The organism is Shewanella gelidii (assembly GCF_014647855.1).
Classification (GTDB): domain Bacteria; phylum Pseudomonadota; class Gammaproteobacteria; order Enterobacterales; family Shewanellaceae; genus Shewanella; species Shewanella gelidii.
This window is the reverse complement of sequence record NZ_BMPZ01000001.1, coordinates 547,866-566,760: the sequence shown is the minus strand read 5'-3', so window position 1 is coordinate 566,760 and position 18,895 is coordinate 547,866. Positions and strand designations below refer to the sequence as shown.

Here is an 18,895-nt window from a genome sequence, read left to right as displayed (position 1 = left end):
CATGGCAGATATTTGGCTGTTAGCTGTTATTGTAGTGAGCCTTGTGTTTGGGCTGATGGCTGGCGTTGCTTCGCCAGCGACACTATTTTTGATTGCAGCTATCGCTACATATTTGTTGGATATGGTGACGATAGAAGCTGCGCTTGCCAGCTTTACCAATGCCAGTTTAGTGACGTTAATTTTACTGATTTTAACGACTGCGGCGCTTGAAAAAACGTCTTTACTTGGTCGTTTAAGTCAGGTGATCGGTAGTGACTCACTTCCCGTCACAATGGCAAAACTAGGATTTTCGACGGCGATACTTTCATCATTCACCAATAATACTGCTGTTGTGGGATCGCTCATAAGCGTGGTGCGCCGCAACCAAACTCATGCGCCTTCTAAGTTATTGTTGCCTTTGTCTTATGCCGCTATCTTGGGTGGCACATTAACTTTGATAGGCACTTCTACCAACTTGATTGTCAATTCATTTGTTGAAAATGCCGGGCTTACGCCTCTTGGTTTCTTCGAGTTTACTCAGGTTGGTTTGGTGATTGTGGTTGCTGGTATAGCGTTGTTAGTTGTTTTAGCTCGTTTGCTGCCAGACACAACCGAAGGGCAGCAAGATGAAAACTTGCCATATTTATTAGAAGCTAAAGTTGCGAATCATTCGAGCCTTATTGGTTCAAGCGTTCAAACGAACAAGTTAAGAGCTTTGAAAAAACTCTATTTGGTGGAGCTGGAACGCAGCGGAATTCGCATTTGCCCTGTGCCTCCGCAAATGATCCTTCAAGGCGGTGATACATTAAGGTTTAGTGGAGCGGTTGAGTCTGTTGAGCTGTTGCATCAATTCAATGGATTGGAGTGGTTTGGTAAGCAGCAAGCTAAAGGGCAAAATTTGGTTGAGGCGGTGTTGGCACCGTCTTCTTCACTCGCGGGAAGCTCCATTAAAGGCGTGAGATTTCGCGAGCGTTATGATGCTGCAGTTATGGCAGTTCGTCGTGGTCAATTGCAGCTCAAAGGGGGGCTCGGCGATATTGTGTTGCAAGCTGGTGATGTGTTGCTACTTACCCCCGGTGACGGTTTTTCTGGTCTCCAAGATCGTAATCGTGATTTCGCGGCGGTGAATGGCTTAGAGCATAATGTTCGGCTAGACGAGCCTCGAAGTCATTGGGTTCTTTTTGGCTTTGTGGCGACGATTGCAGCAAGTTTAATGCAGTGGTTACCGTTAACCAAAGGCTTAGTCTTACTGTTAATCAGTTACGTGGCTTTCGGCGCTGTGAGCATCAATGAACTCCGAAGACGCTTTCCGATTGAGCTCGTCATCATCGTTGGCAGTGCGCTGAATTTAGCGGCTTTAATGCTCAATACTGGTCTTGCTGACAATGTAGCCAATGGTTTATTAGACCTTTTTGGCGGTATGGGGGTGTACGCGGCGTTTATTGGTGTTTATTTGTTAACCCTGCTGTTAACTGAAATGATTACGAACAATGCTGCCGCCGCCTTAGCTTTTCCAATCGCGTATGCGATGGCATTACACTTTGGTGTTGATACGCGCCCTTTCATATTAGCCGTTATCTTTGGTGCTTCTGCCAGTTTTATTTCGCCTTATGGTTACCAAACTAACCTTATGGTTTTTAATGCCGGTCACTATCAATTCAGTGATTTTGTGCGCGTAGGTTTGCCGTTATCCATTTTGTACTCCGGGATTGTTGTTCTCATGGTGCCGGCTTTGTTTCCTTTTTAAGTTTTATATATTTTTGGAGTAGCGCTCATGGACGCACAAACCAAGCTAGAACAACCCGTTGCAGGTTCCAAAAGCTCTGATGTTGTTTGGCATCGCCACAATGTGACTCAATCCGATCGAGGGTTGATGAAAAATCAACAGCCTATGCTGCTCTGGTTTACAGGTTTGTCAGGCTCAGGTAAGTCGACGCTTGCTGGTGCACTTGAAAAGGCACTATTTGATGCCGGGGTTCATACCTATTTACTTGATGGGGACAATGTAAGACATGGATTATGTCGTGACCTCGGCTTTAGTTCGGAAGACCGCGATGAGAATTTACGTCGCGTTGGTGAGGTTGCCAAACTCATGGTGGATGCAGGCCTTGTCGTCCTTTCTGCTTTCATTTCGCCAACACGGGAAGAGCGTGAGGCAATTCGAAGCCAGTTCCCTAGTGGTCAATTTGTCGAGGTGCACGTGTCTACCCCAATTGAGGTTTGTGAGGCGCGTGACCCCAAAGGCTTATACCTAAAAGCCCGCAAAGGAGAGATTCGTGATTTTACGGGTATTTCAGCACCTTATGAGGAGCCTCAATCAGCGGAGTTAACGATCGACACCAGTAATGGAGATCTGGACATACAGGTGAAGGCATTGCTCGACTATTTGTCTGCCATTGGTGTGCACGGAGTCAGTGACTTTCAAATATAAATGTTAACTATTGCCCGCGTTTTGGCGGGCGTTTAAAGTATCACGCCGCAAGAAACGGTTAAGAAATAACAAAATCTTGGGAAAACTGAGCCTTTAAGCTCCGTAAATACTCCAAATCAAATTTAGGTTGGATTAACTGTGACAATTCATCACCAATTGGGGTGAAGCGGTAATAACTAAATAAAAGGTGTTCGCTTTTAGGTCGTAAATGGATCTGCTGATCCATCATTGTTAATGTGATGGGCTCTTTGCGATTTAACAGGCCAGTTTCAAACTCACTACGATGTAAGATACCAGCATCCACTAAAGTCAGGATATTAGAGTAGGGCAAGCCGAATTGTGACAACGCAAGGCTGGTAGCAGGGGATTTGCGAAAAAGTCGCCCAAGGCCGCCAGAGATCCGATAACCGCTAATTAATTTGAGCCGATTCTCTTTATTTACGCGAACGGACATGCCTAATGCTTTTTCGAGTATTTGTGCTTCTCTATGGGTGAGTTGCTGCAGTAAGGCGAGACTTCGGAGGCTAAAGTTACCGGGGCTCGCAATTTCACTCGCTAAAATTCTAGCCCATAAATCTTGCATCTTTCGATTATGGATTTGCTCTGCCATTTGAAAAAACTGGTGGCTCCAGTCCGGATCTAAGTCCACACCGGTAACGTCTGATGAGGTGTAGCTCAATGCTAGCTTATAGACTGTTTCAAGGTTGAGTTGATATTGGTTCAGTAAGCGTTGTTGCCGGTGCTGTGTACGCTCAATGATGGAGGCATTTGCACCTTTATAGTTGTCATCACTCACTAGTCCAAGTTGACGTCCAAGAAGTAGTGCCTTTTTACGGGCCGAGACATCCAATGAACTGTTTGTGGTTTCAGTTTCGGAGATTTCGAACTCTGCTTCTTGGCTCATGACTTCATCCATACTTTACAACGGCACGTGTTGCTAATTTATCCCTAAATTGCGGATTTTAAAAGTGCTTTTAGCTAAGCATTTTCATCCTATACTTTGTGCTTGTACAACAATATAGTTTCGTGACCTGGTTGTGGTGTAACAGGGATGCACCGAGCTAGGGTGAGTGAACATACCGCAAATCCTGCACCAATTAAGAATACAGCTTGTGGCGAGGTCAGCCATAGCAGCCCCAAAAGTGCCGGAATGATGACTGCTGCGATATGATTGATCGTAAAAGATACGGACATGGTCGCAGCGATGTCTTTCGGATCCGCTATTTTTTGAAAGTAAGTTTTTATCGCAATTGCTAAGGCAAAAAATAGGTGATCAAGTACATATAGAAAAGCTGCATATTGTGCCTGCTCAACAAAAGCGTAACTGATGAAAATGAAGATAAGTCCGATATATTCAAATATGAGTGTGCGTCGCTCGCCTATGCGGCCAATAAGTCGGCCTATTGCGGGAGCAAATAGGAGGTTGATGACGTAGTTGATGAGAAATAACGCTGTAATTTCAGTGATGGTATAACCGAATTTTTCAACCATCATGAAGCCCGCAAACACCATAAAGATTTGTCGCCGAGCCCCAGAAAAAAAAGTTAGTAAATAGTATAACCAGTAGCGTTTCCTAAAAATAAGCTTTTTATGCTGTACTTCTTGGGCTTGGTAGTGAGGAAACACTAGGCTCATTGCTATGACCAGTATTAGCCCCATGAGTCCAGCAAGACCGTACATCCAAACATAACCTAATTCGAGCCATGTCATGAGTATCCATATACTGGCGTACGCACTCAGTGCGGCGGCAGATTTCCATGCTAAAGCTTGCCCCATAAATGCAGCGGTTTGTTTTTTTGCAATCCATTGGAGGGTGAGAGATTGATTAATGGTTTCATAATAATGAAAGCCTATGGACATCATTACTGTGGTGCAATATAAGCCAAGAACTGAAGGAAACAGTCCGGTCAGAGAAATACCAATACAAAGTAAAGCAAGCGCTAGTAACGCAAAGGTTTGCTCTTTGAGAATGAGTAAAACAAAAATGGCGGTAAAGGCGAGAAACCCAGGCACTTCACGGAGGCTCTGTAAAATACCAATCTCAGCGCCGGTAAACTGTGCTTGCTCGATAACGAAATTATTGAGGAGGACTTGCCAAATCGCAAAAACGAAAGACATGACTGCGGTCATGAGCAATAGCAGTTGTTGTGGAGTGCGTTGCATTAGGCGATCCGAATTTAATACAGACAATGATAGTAACATGAAGTTTGGGCTCAATTTCTGTTAAAAATCATGTTGAATATTTACAGGAATAACTCCAGTTCACACCTTTGACTGATGCAATTGTTGCTGGGTTGTTGACTCGGCTGAGTTAATCTTAAATTGAGCTTAAAAAAAGGCAGCAAAGTCGTTAATCCACTGAACTTTTTTGATTTTGTGAGGCAGTTTCCATATCCACAATTTGCCACCTTTAGCGCCGACAGTGCGTGATCTAAGACATGACAAATTTACAGCAAATAGCCTAGAATTGTAGTCGTGAAATTTTTTAAATAATGTCACCGATTTGAGTTATAACTTTTATATGTTAGGGGTAACAGTGACCAAAGCACTAATTGTCTATTCGAGTGTACACGGGCAAACCGTCAAAATTTGTGAGTACTTGAAACAGAAACTTTCCGATCTTGGTGAACATGTCACGCTATGTAATATTCAAGACAACCCCGATTTAGCTGGCTTTGATAAGGTGATGATAGGTGCCAGTATTCGCCATGGGAAGCACAACCCAGCGGTATATGAGTTTATCAGTCGAAATCAAGCGCAATTAGAGGCCAAACCGAATTGTTTTTTTGCGGTTAGCCTTGTGGCACGAAAGCCTGAAAAAAACACCCCTGAAACCAACCCTTATATGCAGGCTTTTTTACAGAAAACGACCTGGCGCCCCGCTCAAATTGAGGTGTTAGGCGGTAATCTCAACTATCAGGGCTATGGACCGATGGATAGAAATATCATTCGTTTCATTATGTGGGTTAATAAAGGGCCAACTGAACTGCATACCAATGTAGAATATACGGATTGGCAAAAGGTTGATGCACTTGCCGAAGCCTTTCATCAGCAAGCAAATTAGGACGTGCCATAGCTATGGTTAGAGTGTGGTTAAATCGATTAAGTGAACTTCAACATCTAGCTTTGTTGTTGCTTACCAGTTATTTAATAATCACTAGTAATTGGATATTGATTGGCCGCGCATTACGCGACAATGCCAGCATCTGGGATACAAGCCATGTTTACTTAGGCTTAGTGACCGCAGTTTTATCAACCACCTTCTTAATTCGTAATTGTATACGTGGTAAATGGCGTCAGTATTTTACTTGGCTTGCTGGCGATTTCTCACAAGTAAAGCAAGATATCATTGGTTGCGCTAAGGGGAAGATCCCCGTTGCGGGCGGCAAAGGTTTATATAGTGTGCTTGAGGGAATAGGCATGCTGCTACTTTTTGCTACTGGCCTGACGGGAACCTTTTGGTTTTTGGCTCAAGGGACTGCTGACGCAATGCTGTGGCGTGGATACCATGTTGCATTTGCACAAGGGTTTATCGGATTTTTAATATTACATTTTATTTGCGCCTGCTTGCACGTCGCTGATTTTATTCGTCACTAGTATTCCCTATCGTCGCAATACGCTTGCATCTGTTTTTCTAAATTCCTTTACTTCTGTTTTAAAGGCTTCTTAATATAGAAGAGTCTTGATTAGATGGGAGTTTCTATTGGTATCCTGCACCCCAAAGCAGAGCAAGCCTCGAGTCTTACACCTTGTCGATGACGTTGCTTTAGGCGGCGTTATGGTTGCCCTAGCAGAGTTTGAGCGTTCGCAACTATTAGCAGGTTTTTGCTTCAGCACTCAACTTTTCAATTTTAAGTCGGCCAGAATTAAGAAGCTTAATGCAGATGTGATTTGTGTTCATAGTTCTTGCTCATGGGCAAAGTTAATTGGGTTGATTGCGCTTAGGTTGGTCAATTGGCATACCCCAATACTTCTACAAGAGCATCATTATTGTCGTGGCTTTATGACACATCAAGTGCGATCGCCTTGGCGATTTAAAATGATGTTGAAATGCAGCTACCTTGTCGCAAATCGGGTGTTGGCTGTCTCACGAGAACAAGCTTCTTGGATGCTTGAATGTCGATTGTTGTCTGCCGATAAACTGATCCTGACAGGGCAAGCCAGAGATGTCTCCGCGTTTGCGCATGTTCCAAGCTCTCGAACGAATCTAGACTCACCGATTCGGTTACTTGCCTATGGCCGTTTTGCTTTTCAAAAAGGTTTTGATTTGCTTATTGATGCAATGGCAATGTTACAAGATTTGCCCATTGAACTGGATATTGCGGGTGACGGAGAGTTAAACCAGCAGCTTCGTGCGCAGAGTAAGAATTTGCCTCAAATTCGGTTCATTGGGTGCCAAGCGGATATTCCTACTTTATTAATCAACTATGACGCTGTGGTTATTCCATCCCGTTGGGAGCCTTTTGGTTTAACGTGTATCGAATCAGTGGCGGCCAAAAAGCTTGTTTTTTGTAGTCAAGTCGATGGTTTGATCGATCAAAAACGAATGTTCTCCGATGCCTGCATCGAGCCCATAGATGAGTTAACTGCAGTGGGAATTGCTGAAACTATTCGAAATTATTTCGACGCTGAGCAGCGAGATATATGCGGGTCTCAAGCACTCAGGCCGTTGTCGTCGTTGCAAGAGAGTGCAACTGGCGTGCGAAAAGGCTTTACGTCGAAGTCGCCTAATGAATCGCTTGAATTGAACTTAGAATGGCGGCAGGAATGGCAGCGCGTGATGGCGAGGTGGCAAGCAGTACTGGCGCAGGTGACTCAATAAAAAAGCGACCTTCAGGTCGCTTTTTTATTTGCTTGGAGTCATGAGTGGAGTTGGAGACGCCGTCATGGTTCTTCGCAATTGCTAGCAGGGTGAATGTGTGTTCAGGTTGCTAGCCAGTTTTGAGTGATAAGAAATTAATTAGATCTATAAGTTGCCCAAGTGTACGAATGCTATCCATATTTACTTTGTATTTGTCGTTAATAACAAAGCTGGGTACGCCATCAATATAAAATTCTCTTTGCTGCGAGCGCCATAAAGCGAGTTTTGCATCTGTTTCAGGGCTATCCGCGATGGCATCATACTGTTCAGTATCAATGCCATATTTTTTAAATACGGCTTTGATTTCATCTCGATTATTGATCTTTGGCGTGTGGTCATCACCTGGCGCACCATGGTTATGTCCATGCTGTGCTCCTTCACCTTGTATCGCTGCGAACATTGCTTGATTCATCGTGCTACCTAACTTTAGGTGGTTGATGACAGCGAGCGAGCGCATCACTTCGGTGCCAATTTCACTATTCATATAGTCAACATGCTTGGTATCAAATTGAATGTTCTTATTCAAATTGGCTTTAATGTCAGCAATATAGTTAGCTTCCATGTTGTAGCAGTTATGACAGTAAAATGAGAAAAACTCGGTAAGTTTCGGTTGTTTGGTCGCGGGCTTTTCTGTCACTTGGACATAATGCATGCCTTCAACAAAATTAGCGGCGTAGCTAGTAAAAGATACGAATGTGATGGCCAATGCTAAGGTGATATTCTTAAACAAGCTGAATTCCTTTAAACAAACTAAAAATTTGAAAAGCCGAATATAAACAAGGTTTTGTTAAAAACCTGATGAATAGGGCATATCTTAAAGGGGGATTCTTAAATGCGGCTTAAATACATTTGAAATATTTTTAGAGATTTAAAAGCCACCTTTTAGGGTTTGCCAAGCCTGACATATTTCCCTAAATTTTTCTGCGTTCCCCTGATGGCGGTCAGGATGCCATTTTAAGGCTAGTTTTCTCCACTGTCTGCGCACATCGCGATTGCTTGCTGTTTCTTCTAGTTCAAATGTTCGCAGCGCTTTTTGTTTGTTCATGAGCTTGGGGTTTACGCCTATGTAACTTTGATAGTTGCTCCAAAACGAATCGAGCAATTCACGGACGACATTAGCGCTAGTGTCATAGTTATTCCAGTCCAAATAGTATTCGCGTAATGATGCTTCTTGCGCTAACAGTAATTCAGTATTGCTTGGCGTGACATGGCAAATAAAAATGTCCATTGCGCGTACTTGAAGCCATTGTTTGGGTTGCAACACTTCCTGTAGCTCATATAGTGCGTTCATCAATAGAAAGTTGCGCTTAAATAAGTTCTTTTCTGGATTACTATCTAAATCGGATATAAGCCCTTTATTTTGCAATTCTGCGGCCAAATGGTGCACTTTCCAGCTCTTGTTGGATTCTTGCAGCACACTGAGCAGCGGCCACATCAGCGGGTTATCACCTTTTGTGACTTCAGCACACTTGTTTTCTATCACGGGTTGTTCGGGTTTGAGTAGCATGCATCTGGGGCCATTTGTGAAGATCTAAATTTAACTATACATTGAAATGTTAAAATTGCAGGTTGTTTGCGGAGATTATTCGCCGACAAACGGGTATTCAAGCGTCTGTCGGCTGATTGGCGATGGGGTTAGATTTCGGTAAATGTTTCTGATTGAGGCAACCTTGATTTAGGTAGTTGTGCATTGAAATCATCTTCGGCGTGATAACCCAAAGCAACGACAACAGAGGCGCATAAGCCTTTTTCTCTTAGTCCTAACTCTTGATTTAATGTTGTTGCATCAAAGCCTTCAATTGGACACGCATCGATATCAAGAACGCTTGCCCCGAGTAATAAGTTGCCTAAGGCAAGGTAGACTTGTTTTTCCATCCAATGCTGTGCGTCTTTGAGCTCATTTCGATGCATATTGACGAAGAAAGACCGGCCTTTATGTTGTGCGCTTTTGGCCTCATCGTTTGCGAAACGACCATCTTTTTCTTCTTGTTCAAGTAAATGTTGTAGGTGCTCATTATCGATTGTGGTTCGTGTGCAAAGAACAAATACATGGGATGCATTCATAATCTTGTCGGTGTTAAATCCATAGTTCGTCGTTGATTGAGCGATCTTTTGTTTGCCTTCTTGGCCACTCGTGTAGATAAAATGCCAGGGCTGCGAATTCACCGAGGATGCACTGAACTGCAATAGCGTTTTAATTTCAGCAATTTTTTCTGCATCAATTTTCTTGTTGGCATCGAATACTTTGGTAGTGTATCGCTTTTTAGCTAAGAAACTAACATCGCTCATTGCATACTCCTGCAGTGCTAAGGTTAATAAATCGTTGACCAAACCAGTGTAACGTTTATTTCATTTTAAAAAACCAGCACGATGCCTAAGTTAGTTTCAAAATTATTTTGAAAATAAACGAGGCATTCATCATGTTTTTGTTTGTTATTGCGGATGAATCAAGAGAAGGTGATGCTATTCAATCTTGCTTAATGAATTTTGAAGCGGTAAACGAGGCCACTGCAGACAGTCGCCATCGATTTATTGCTATTGTGTGTTGAAACGATTTTCAACTTTAACTCATAACGCTGGATTTAGGCGTCTTTTAATAGCTTCGCACAAAGCTTAATAAAGTCTGATGAGGTGACAATGCCTTCGACTTTTTTGTTTTCATTCACGACGGGTAAACAGCCATGTTTGTTGCCAATAAATAAATCAACCACGTCACATAATGCTTGGTCACTATTGAGCTGCTGAATTTCTGTTTCAACGATATCGCTGATGGGAACAAAGCGCTCCTTTCTTTCTAACGCACCGGTACCATATTTGTTCAGTAACGAAATGACGCTAGCAACCATTTTCTTATGGGTGACAATGCCTACAAAAGAGCCATCTTCTTCTGAAATGACGGGTAAATGTCGGACACCGCGACTTTGCATTAAGAGGTGTGCATCTTTGAGGCTGGCCTGATCGCTAAGACATACCACTTGGCTTGACATGATATCGCGGACTTTCAATTCAGCGTTCATTCCTATATTTCCTTTAACAGTACCCGTATTGCGTATAGCCGTTATTATGCCCATTAATGAGCATATTAAAAGCTGATTTTTATCAATTTAACCTTTGTTTATGCTAACTTTTTTAGAGCGTTCCACTCCGTAAGTTAATAAATATAATCTAACTGTAGCCAGCTTCTAGATTCAACGTCATCGGCTTGGGCATAGAAGTCAGGAAAATCAATTCCAAAGAACTCACCACTTCGGTGGATCTCTTCATAATGTAGACCGAGTGTCCATTGTTTTGAAATTGCATACTTGAGGTACGCTTGATAGCGATCGCGCTCATCTTTAAAGTCCAGGTCTTTTCGGTTGGGGTTCCAATCGGTAAATCGCTCAATTTTTTTATTGTCTATTGAGTCCCAACGATGAGATTTAGCCAATAGGCCAAATGCAATATCCCGATATTTAGCTTCAAATTCAAGGTTGAGCGTATGTCCTAATGCGTAAGCGTAGCCGTTTTCCCAGAGTGCTGATTTTGAGTTCCAAAAGGTTGCGCGATAATTCTCTAAACCTTGTGTTGCAAACGGCTTCACCATTGCAAAATCACCATATATATCGCCCCGAATTGAGAGTGAGAGTTGGTTTTGTTGCCACTCGCCACCCATGGTAACCCCCAATAAGTTAACTACTGCGTAAAAATCTTCGTCATCCTCTTCGCCAAAGCTAGCGTACTCGACACCAGTTGCTGGGCCAATAAAATAGTGTTGCTGCCAAGCTTCTGGGTTGAGGTCATCTTGATTGATCCAATTATTGTAGCCCCCCAGTAGCAGTTTGTTCGACATTTGCCAATCTTCAACGCCTGCTTCAGAGAGCCCCATTTCCATAGAAACTTCAACCCATGTTGGTGTGCCCCACAGACTATCGTAGTTACCTTTCATGCTATTGATACTGGCATCTAAACCCAGAGTTAGAATGGACTTGTCTAAGTCTCGGGTATCATTGCTGGAGTGCATTGCCCCTGTATATACGGATAGGTCATCAACGACTTTACTGCGATTAAATCTTGGTTTGCTTTGTGCGTCGAACCAACCTCGAGCGACTTGAGAGGGATTAAAAAGCATTTCAAACGTCGTAGGGACCCAGCCTTCTTTATGAGCGAGCATTTCTGCCATTTGGAAATAGCTTTCGCCTAGGACTGAACCGCCCCAAGTTGTCACTATTTGGTCGTTGATACTGACGGCTTCTTGATATTCAACAAAAACTTCCCAAGTGGTTGAGGTTAAAAATGCCGCAAGTGTCGATTCATAGTAATTAAAGTTATAGTTTCGAAATGCTTGGTAATAGAGCGCACCAGCAAACGCATGCCCCCAGTTCATACTCATTGCATTGTCATCGAGTTTCCAATACTTTTTAGTAAATAACCTGTCATGGAAATATTCGAGTGCACCGCCTTCGACATCATAATCAAAATCTTTTTCCATCGTGCTTTCGCCAACTTGGTAAAGTACTTCGCCGAGCAATAAGATTGTCCCTATTTCAGCCAAGGCTCCCCACCAATCTTTTTCTATCAAGCTGTTCACATCTGCTTCGTTAGCTTCTTGTAATTGTTGCTCTACTTGGGGTGAGTTGACTGCGCCTAAACCAAATGTTGACGTATTGCCGATGAATAGCGTTTGGTGCTCGTTAGGGTATATAAAGCTAGCCTGTTCTTGCGAACCTAAGTTGGAGAACAAATGTTGCTGAGATGGCTCTTGTTCGGTCGTTGCCGCGTGCAAACTCGGGCTAAAGATAAAAGTAGAATAAATGAAGTGCTGCGCAATTTTGTTCAAAGCAAATCCTTAAGCAATGGTAATTGGGTTGCGAATACAAGCGATACATTCAGGTAGCAATTAAAGCCTTTGTTCCAAAGGTAGGGCGTGTTTGAACTATACGACCAATATGCTTGTGTCTATATCATAGCTGGCTGTTAGCGAAATGTTAATGTTAGATATTTTGCAATAAAAAAGCCCAGCATCTGCTGGGCCTTGTATACGAATAAAAATTACGCTGGAAAGTTACCAGATTTTGACGCGTTTTTCGGGGGCAATGTACATTTTATCCGTGGGCTTTAGCTCAAACGTATTGTAAAACTCAGGCATATTCGACAAAGCGCCGACAGCGCGGAAATGTGCTGGCGAATGGGGATCTGTTGCCACGCGGTTACGCATTGCTTCTTCTTTTATTTTGGCGCGCCAAATTTGCGAGAAGCCAATAAAGAAGCGCTCGTCACCACTTAGGCCATCGATCACGGGTGCTTCTTTGCCGTTTAACGATTTTTTGTAAGCTTTATAGGCAATCGTTACACCGGATAAATCACCAATGTTTTCGCCCAGTGTTAGCTCGCCATTGACGTGCAGATCATCAAATACCGCATAATCGTTGTACTGGCTCACCAAGGCTTTACCGCGGGCGGCAAACTCTTTTAGATCTTGCTCTGTCCACCAATCACGCAGATTACCTTCGCCATCATATTTTGCACCTTGGTCATCAAAACCATGGCCCATTTCATGGCCGATTACGGCACCAATACCACCATAGTTCACTGCATCGTCCGCTTGCATATTGAAAAACGGTGGTTGCAAAATTGCTGCAGGGAATACAATTTCATTCATGGTTGCGTTGTAATAAGCATTGACGGTTTGTGGCGTCATATGCCATTCCCACTTACGGATTGGCCCGCTTAGCTTCTCCAGCGATTTTTCATGTTGCAATTGACTCGCGCGAATTCCATTGCCGATTAAATCGTCAGCAGTGATGGTTAGTTTGCTGTAGTCTTCCCAGCGTTCAGGATAGCCAATTTTGGGATCAAATTTAGCCAATTTTTCTTTTGCGGCAACCTTGGTGTTGTCGCTCATCCAGTCAAGGTTATCTATGCTGTCGCCATAGGCGCCGCGCAGATTTTCAACCAAAGTTTGCATGCGGGTTTTGGCTTCTGGGGTAAAGTGACGCTTAACATAGACCTTACCCACCACTTCACCGAGAAGCCCGTTGACGGTGGCAACACCGCGTTTCCAGCGTGGCTGTTGCTCAGCCTGGCCGTTTAAGGTTTTAGAGAAAAACTCAAAGTTTTCTTTATCCAGTGGCTGAGAGAGCTGTCCGGCAAAGTGGGTTAGCAATTGCCACTGCATGTAGTTTTTCCACACGTCGAGCTTAGTCTCAGCAACAACCTTATCGAGCCCTTGAATATAACTTGGCTGGTTAATAATGATGTCAGACTGATCTGCAACACCTAGAGCCGTAAAGTAGCCATCCCAATTCATGTTTGGTGAGAGCTCGGCAAGCTCAGCGAGTGTTAGCTTGTTGTAACGCTTAGTGCTGTTGCGGGTTTCAACTTTATCCCAATGATTTTTGGCGATTTCAGTTTCAAGCGCAAGAACCTGCTCTGCACTGGCCTCTGGGTTTGCGAAACCTGCGAGCTGATACATCTTGGCAATATGGGCAACAAATGCTTGGCGGATATTAACGAAGCGCTCTGCATCGTTAAAGTAGTAGTCTTTGTCAGGCAGGCTCAAACCGTATTGCCAAATATGGGTGGCATAGCGGCTGGATTCTTTTGCATCTACACCAATGTAAAATGCCATTGGAGTGCCGCCGCCAAGCACTTGGCTTTCTCCAAAGTAAGCAACCAAGGCTGCTTTTGAGTCAAGCTTGGCGATTTTGTCTAATTCAGCTTGGATTGGCTGAATGCCTAATTTATCTAAGGTTTCTGTATCCATAAACGAGCGATATAGATCAGCAACCTTTTGTTCATCACTGCCTTCGGTGAGGTCTTTGCTTGCTGCAACTTCTTCAATAATTGCTTTGACGTCATCTTTTGATTTTTCACGTAAATCATAAAATGCACCAGCACTGGTTCTGTCGCTTGGAATTTCAGTGTTTTTGATCCAGCCACCGTTGACATAAAGGTAAAAGTCATCTTGAGGGCGAACGGATTTGTCAAAATTAGCAAAGTCGATCCCAGAAGTTAGCGCCTGTGTCACCGCAGCTGCAGTTGCTGTTTTTTCTGCTTTAGGTGCTGCGGTTTGAGTCGCAGGTTTATCATCATTACAAGCACTAAGGCCTGCAATCATGGAGGCACAAATACCACCAATAACTAGTTTTCTCATCTTGATTCCTTGTGATGTATAGGTCCAAATTGGACTCGCATATTTAGGTACTGTGTATTGTTATTATTTTGCTGACATTGATATCAATATTGAAAACGGCAATAACCGAATTGTTGCCTTTTTCGATATCTCTCACTTCAATGGTCGACACGATGTTACACAGAATCATACTTTGGAGGGCTCGGCCCATGCTCAAAATTGCGTAACCGCAATTTTGACAGCCTATGGTATGTGGAAGGTGTTATTTACACAAGCTTTGCGAAGGAGGTGCGTGATTAACAACTGTAAGTAAAGTTGTTTTGTGGGGATTGTTATGCGTTGGCTATAAGCAGCGCTCTTTTCTTGGTCGCTCAAAGTGAGAAGTGAATGCCCAATTGAGTTGCTCTAGTTAGGTGGCCATAGTGTCAATCCAAGTGTTTAATGACTTTTGCCGGGTTGCCACCGACAACGGTTTTAGAGCTAACATTTTTAGTGACGACTGCGCCTGCACCGATGACCGCTTCATCGCCAATCGAAACACCAGGGAGGATGATTGCACCACCGCCAATCCATACTCGTTTGCCGATAGTAATAGGTTTCGCGATTTCAATACCAGCCACTCGCTCTGAAGGAATGAGGGAATGATTTGCGGTGTACATCTGTACATTGGGTCCAATCATGGTTTCTTCACCGATATGGATAGGAGCGTTGTCTTGTAAGGTTGAGTTGGTATTGATAAATGCCCTTTCACCAATATAAACGTGCAGCCCATAGCTTATCGTAAAGGGTTTCATTATCAGCGCAGATGCTGACTTATGAGGCAAAAGTTCTGGGTCAACGTCATCATCGGCAGATTGGTTTGCTAGGCGATTCAATTGCTGCTGTTTTCGCCATATGGTTTGGATTTGTGGGTCGAGGCAGTTGTATTCAAGACTAGCCAGCATTTTTTGATAGTGATCGAGAGCATTCATAGTCAAATCCATCTAGTAAAATCGTCATCAGGTTAATCCCAGCAGGGAAAAGATAGCAAGCAATTGTTGGTCTTTTTTGGTCATGTCTTATAATGGCGCCACTTTAATATTTGCGAGCCTGAAACTAGCCGATGCGTATTGATAAATATTTGTGTGAAAATACATCTCTTACTCGTTCTATTGCCAAAAAATTATTGCGCCAAGGCGAGATCACTTGTGATGGTGAAATGGTCAAAAGTGCGAGCTTTAAGGTTTCTGCAGATATGGAGGTTTGTATAGATGGTGTTGCAATACCACCATTAGGTGAGCGATATATTATGCTCCATAAACCTAAGGATACAATTTGTTCAACCGTGGATGAGGTTTATCCCTCGGTGATCAATTTTCTAGATATAGAGAAGCCGGAAACCTTGCATATTGCTGGGCGACTTGATGCGGATACGACAGGGTTAGTGCTCATTACATCTGACGGCCAATGGTCGCACAATGTAACCTCACCTCGAAAAGAGTGCCAAAAGCGTTATCGTGTAACCCTGGCTGATGGCGTCGATGTATCGTTAGTCGAAGACTTTAAAGCTGGGATCCAGCTACGTTCAGAAGAGGGATTGACGAAACCTGCCAAACTTGAATTGATTGATAGCCATAATGTGTGGTTAACGATTAGCGAAGGCAAATATCACCAAGTGAAACGCATGTTTGCGGCTGTTGGTAACAAAGTGATGGAATTGCACCGGCAAAGTGTTGGGGAAATTGAGCTCGATGACGAACTTGAGCTTGGTGAGTGGCGGTATTTGACTGAGGCCGAGATCGCCTCAATCAAATAGTGACTTCACGTCCATGGGTAGGGTTCGCATTGAACGTGTCTTATTTTTGCAATTTGACGGTGCCGCTAATCGTGTTGATGCGAATATCTGCCTCTCCCGAGCCTACGGCAAACCGTAAGCTTTGGCTTGACGTATATTTAGATTTTTTAGGTTTGTCTTCGGTGAGTTGATTGCGAATTCTGCCGCTCGGACCCCCATCAAAGTCAATTTGTGCATCTGGCAGAGTCGCAAACGTCACGTCCATATCTCCACTGACCGTATTTAAGCGTAAGCTTGATTCAAGTTGATTGAGAGATATCTCCATATCCCCACTGACTGATTTAGCATCGAGATCCTTGACCTTATCTAATACCAGCTCGAGTTCACCGGAGACTAATTCGGCTTCGATTCGTTTCGCGGCTGATTGAGCCTTTAAGTCACCGCTCACAAGTCGGTAATGAACCTCGCCAGTGCTTTCTCTATCGTGAATACTTCCTGACACACTCTCAAGGCGAACTTTCCCGTTGAGTTGATAACTGCGGATATCCCCTGAAACCGTTGCAAGCTGGGTCTTGCCTGAGAGCTCTTTTGCGTCTAATTGGCCGCTGACTGTATCAATGCTAATTTTTCCTTCGAGAGACTCTACTTCAAAGTCGGTCGATACGCCCTCTGCACTGAGCTTGAGCTGGCGAGGCAGAAAGATGGTTAGATCCGAGCCATCACTGTTACTACCGTTATATTTACGAGGTAACTGATCTTCAATCATGACTTGATTGCCTTGTTGAACCAAGATAAAGCCTTCGCTGAGTTCATCTAGCTCACCTTTGACTTGGATCTCTAGTTTGTCCCAGCTTTTAATGGTGACCTGGCCTCGTTCAACTTTAAGTTTCACTTTGGGGGATTCTGAGACACTGATTGACTCATCAATGCTTTCTTGTGCCATGAGTGGTCCGCAACAGCTGATCGCAACGAGCAGGCTGAAGGCGCGAAGCGATCGTATCGGATGCATCGCCTTTGCCTGCGATACGATGTTACTTTTTAAACTTGTCATCATGGTGGGTCATTCCTTAGTCATTTCATTTTAAATATGATTCGTTGGCTTTGGCGTCAAATCAATTTTGCCATTGAGATACTGTTCTTGTGATTGCTGGAGCAATTCGATTTCTCGAGAATGGGTCCATAGCCAGAGTTGCAATAACTGTTTGTCGTGCGGGTCGTTTTTTAATGCTTGATATAAAAGCTGTGCTGCTTGCCGTAACTCTTCAATCGCACCAAACCACGGGCTGTGAGGGTCGAGTGCACTTTTCAATTGCTGGTCCCCAGCGCGCAGGGCAACCGTCTGTGTTGCTGTCGCTTGTTGTAGTTGCTCGATTTGTTGCAAATGCTGCGCATGAATTTGAGCCAACATTATTAAGGTGCTGTCTTGGTTGTTGTTGATGTTCAGGCCTTGCCAATTCAACAAGCCAATGACCGCTAAGAGGGTCATTGAACAAGCAATCATCAGCTTTGGCCAAGAACCTTGCTGGGGAGCGTTATCGACAACATCAAGTCGTGCCTCAATATTTGGCCATAGATCTTTGGCTGGTGTGAGGGTCTTTGGGGTTTGAGCTATCAAGTCATTTAATTTGTCTTCGCTCATGACAGCATCTCCTTTAATAGGTTTCTTGCCCTGTGGTATTGCGCTTTGCTGGTCCCTGGTGCGAGGTTTAGCAGTTTTGCAATCTCATTATGTTGATACCCTTCAATAGCATGTAGGACAAAAATTATTCTGGCTCTTTCGGGTAAACGTACGATGAGCTTGTCTAGGCCATCGTAATTATGTTCCTTGCCTGAACTTTGTGCCTGCGAGGCTTCAATTGGTAAGAATCGTGCCCAAAAACTTTTATGTTGTTTCACGCTATTGAGTGCCTGCCGAACCACTAATGCATGCATCCATGTTGTAAATTGGCTGTCACCACGAAATAAAGGCAATTTTTGCCATAGGCGAACAAAGCAATCCTGTGCGATCTCTTCAGCGAGCTGGCTTTGACCACTTAGTCGATAGCACAAAGCGTAAACTCGTCCTTGATGACGAAGATAAAGCTGTTGAAAAGCTGCCTTGTCTCCCTGTTGCGCTTGCGCCACAAGTAATTGCTCGTCAACTTTTGATTCACAGTCCTTTGAGAGTTTAGTCGTCACCTCAGGTGCTTCCTCATTTCATGTCCGTGGTTATTTGTGCTTAGGTTAAAACATTAGACAGATGCAAGGGTAGAAAAGGTTTAAATACGAAGATAAAAAATATACTTGCTAATGGGAGGGTTAGATTTGAGTTGGCAGCGTGTGCTTTGATTGACTTGTCTTCCCCGTTGTTGCTTGGTCAAAGAACTGGTGTTTGATGGAAGGATGTTGATTTATCGAAATTCAGACACAAAAAAACCTCGCTTAGCGAGGCCTTCAGTGAATGCAGATGAAAGAGTTGAACTTCTTGCTCAGTAGAGCGATGCATCTGAATCCGATTTGTCGTCCATTTTTATTGACTCTCAATAAAGCCAAGTAAAAAGTGGTGCCCGAACCCGGAATCGAACCAGGGACACGAGGATTTTCAATCCTCTGCTCTACCAACTGAGCTATTCGGGCGACGGGGGCAATTAAATAGGGTTTGACGTTCTGAGTCAACATTTTTCTACTGAAAAAGCGTAACTTTCACGTGTTTGAGTATCTTTTAAACGCCGGAGATGGTTTTTGCAACAAATTGGCAAT

The 18,895-nt window shown here is 43.6% G+C and carries 18 protein-coding genes and 1 tRNA gene; 6 read left to right on the top strand and 13 right to left on the bottom strand.

The features are described from left to right. Position 1 precedes the first annotated feature (1 nt). On the top strand, positions 2 to 1,726 hold the full coding sequence (locus IEY18_RS02520; RefSeq protein ID WP_188917465.1) for an SLC13 family permease: 1,725 nt from the start codon (positions 2 to 4) through the stop codon (positions 1,724 to 1,726). A 27-nt stretch (positions 1,727 to 1,753) separates the two neighbouring features. Further along, positions 1,754 to 2,410 carry an adenylyl-sulfate kinase gene (gene cysC, locus IEY18_RS02515; protein WP_188917463.1) on the top strand — a complete coding sequence of 219 codons (657 nt, stop codon included), beginning with the start codon at positions 1,754 to 1,756 and terminating at the stop codon, positions 2,408 to 2,410. A gap of 58 nt (positions 2,411 to 2,468) precedes the next feature. On the opposite strand, the gene IEY18_RS02510 is transcribed toward cysC, so the two are convergent. After that, entirely contained in the window at positions 2,469 to 3,314 is an 846-nt protein-coding gene (locus IEY18_RS02510; RefSeq protein ID WP_188917461.1) for a TIGR03899 family protein, read from the bottom strand. 89 nt (positions 3,315 to 3,403) lie between these two features. Next, positions 3,404 to 4,573, bottom strand: a complete 1,170-nt coding sequence (locus IEY18_RS02505; RefSeq protein WP_188917459.1) for an MFS transporter — start codon at positions 4,571 to 4,573, stop codon at positions 3,404 to 3,406. Positions 4,574 to 4,946: 373 nt separating this feature from the next. On the opposite strand from IEY18_RS02505, the gene hemG reads away from it, so the two are divergent. The 3 genes from hemG (at position 4,947) to IEY18_RS02490 (ending at position 7,232) form a co-directional block, all read left to right on the top strand. Next, positions 4,947 to 5,474, top strand: a complete 528-nt coding sequence (gene hemG, locus IEY18_RS02500; protein WP_188917457.1) for a menaquinone-dependent protoporphyrinogen IX dehydrogenase — start codon at positions 4,947 to 4,949, stop codon at positions 5,472 to 5,474. Between the two features lie 14 nt (positions 5,475 to 5,488). Continuing rightward, positions 5,489 to 6,007, top strand: a complete 519-nt coding sequence (locus IEY18_RS02495) for a cytochrome b/b6 domain-containing protein (RefSeq protein ID WP_188917455.1) — start codon at positions 5,489 to 5,491, stop codon at positions 6,005 to 6,007. A gap of 106 nt (positions 6,008 to 6,113) precedes the next feature. Then, the gene (locus IEY18_RS02490) at positions 6,114 to 7,232 is read left to right on the top strand and encodes a glycosyltransferase (protein WP_188917453.1); all 1,119 of its coding nucleotides are present in this window, start codon (positions 6,114 to 6,116) and stop codon (positions 7,230 to 7,232) included. Positions 7,233 to 7,341: 109 nt separating this feature from the next. Here IEY18_RS02490 and IEY18_RS02485 read toward each other — a convergent pair whose 3' ends face one another. The 7 genes from IEY18_RS02485 to IEY18_RS02455 form a co-directional block, all read right to left on the bottom strand. After that, positions 7,342 to 8,001, bottom strand: coding sequence for a thiol:disulfide interchange protein DsbA/DsbL (locus IEY18_RS02485; RefSeq protein ID WP_229779697.1), 660 nt, complete (start codon positions 7,999 to 8,001; stop codon positions 7,342 to 7,344). 138 nt (positions 8,002 to 8,139) lie between these two features. Then, positions 8,140 to 8,778: a DNA-J related domain-containing protein gene (locus IEY18_RS02480; RefSeq protein ID WP_188917451.1), complete on the bottom strand. Its 639-nt coding sequence runs from the start codon at positions 8,776 to 8,778 to the stop codon at positions 8,140 to 8,142. 128 nt (positions 8,779 to 8,906) lie between these two features. After that, positions 8,907 to 9,560 carry an oxygen-insensitive NAD(P)H nitroreductase gene (nfsB, locus tag IEY18_RS02475; protein ID WP_188917449.1) on the bottom strand — a complete coding sequence of 218 codons (654 nt, stop codon included), beginning with the start codon at positions 9,558 to 9,560 and terminating at the stop codon, positions 8,907 to 8,909. Positions 9,561 to 9,853: 293 nt separating this feature from the next. Beyond that, positions 9,854 to 10,276 (bottom strand): CBS domain-containing protein, encoded by a 423-nt coding sequence (locus tag IEY18_RS02470; RefSeq protein WP_188917889.1) that lies wholly within the window; start codon positions 10,274 to 10,276, stop codon positions 9,854 to 9,856. Positions 10,277 to 10,422: 146 nt separating this feature from the next. Continuing rightward, positions 10,423 to 12,087, bottom strand: a complete 1,665-nt coding sequence (locus IEY18_RS02465; protein WP_188917447.1) for a DUF3943 domain-containing protein — start codon at positions 12,085 to 12,087, stop codon at positions 10,423 to 10,425. A gap of 225 nt (positions 12,088 to 12,312) precedes the next feature. Then, a complete protein-coding gene (locus IEY18_RS02460; RefSeq protein WP_188917445.1) occupies positions 12,313 to 14,403 on the bottom strand; it encodes a M13 family metallopeptidase in 2,091 nt (696 codons plus the stop codon). A gap of 404 nt (positions 14,404 to 14,807) precedes the next feature. Beyond that, positions 14,808 to 15,353: a sugar O-acetyltransferase gene (locus IEY18_RS02455; RefSeq protein WP_188917443.1), complete on the bottom strand. Its 546-nt coding sequence runs from the start codon at positions 15,351 to 15,353 to the stop codon at positions 14,808 to 14,810. A gap of 131 nt (positions 15,354 to 15,484) precedes the next feature. On the opposite strand from IEY18_RS02455, the gene rsuA reads away from it, so the two are divergent. Next, positions 15,485 to 16,177, top strand: a complete 693-nt coding sequence (gene rsuA, locus IEY18_RS02450) for a 16S rRNA pseudouridine(516) synthase RsuA (protein WP_188917441.1) — start codon at positions 15,485 to 15,487, stop codon at positions 16,175 to 16,177. Positions 16,178 to 16,217: 40 nt separating this feature from the next. On the opposite strand, the gene IEY18_RS02445 is transcribed toward rsuA, so the two are convergent. The 4 genes from IEY18_RS02445 to IEY18_RS02430 all read right to left on the bottom strand — a co-directional run bounded on the left by IEY18_RS02445 (position 16,218) and on the right by IEY18_RS02430 (position 18,772). Further along, positions 16,218 to 17,210 (bottom strand): DUF4097 family beta strand repeat-containing protein, encoded by a 993-nt coding sequence (locus IEY18_RS02445; protein ID WP_188917439.1) that lies wholly within the window; start codon positions 17,208 to 17,210, stop codon positions 16,218 to 16,220. A 27-nt stretch (positions 17,211 to 17,237) separates the two neighbouring features. After that, positions 17,238 to 17,795 (bottom strand): hypothetical protein, encoded by a 558-nt coding sequence (locus tag IEY18_RS02440; RefSeq protein ID WP_188917437.1) that lies wholly within the window; start codon positions 17,793 to 17,795, stop codon positions 17,238 to 17,240. Next, a complete protein-coding gene (locus IEY18_RS02435) occupies positions 17,792 to 18,334 on the bottom strand; it encodes an RNA polymerase sigma factor (RefSeq protein WP_188917435.1) in 543 nt (180 codons plus the stop codon). Before IEY18_RS02435 ends, IEY18_RS02440 begins: the two co-directional genes overlap by 4 nt. Positions 18,335 to 18,696: 362 nt before the next feature. Then, positions 18,697 to 18,772 (bottom strand) — tRNA-Phe (locus IEY18_RS02430). Between the last annotated feature and the right edge of the window lie 123 nt (positions 18,773 to 18,895).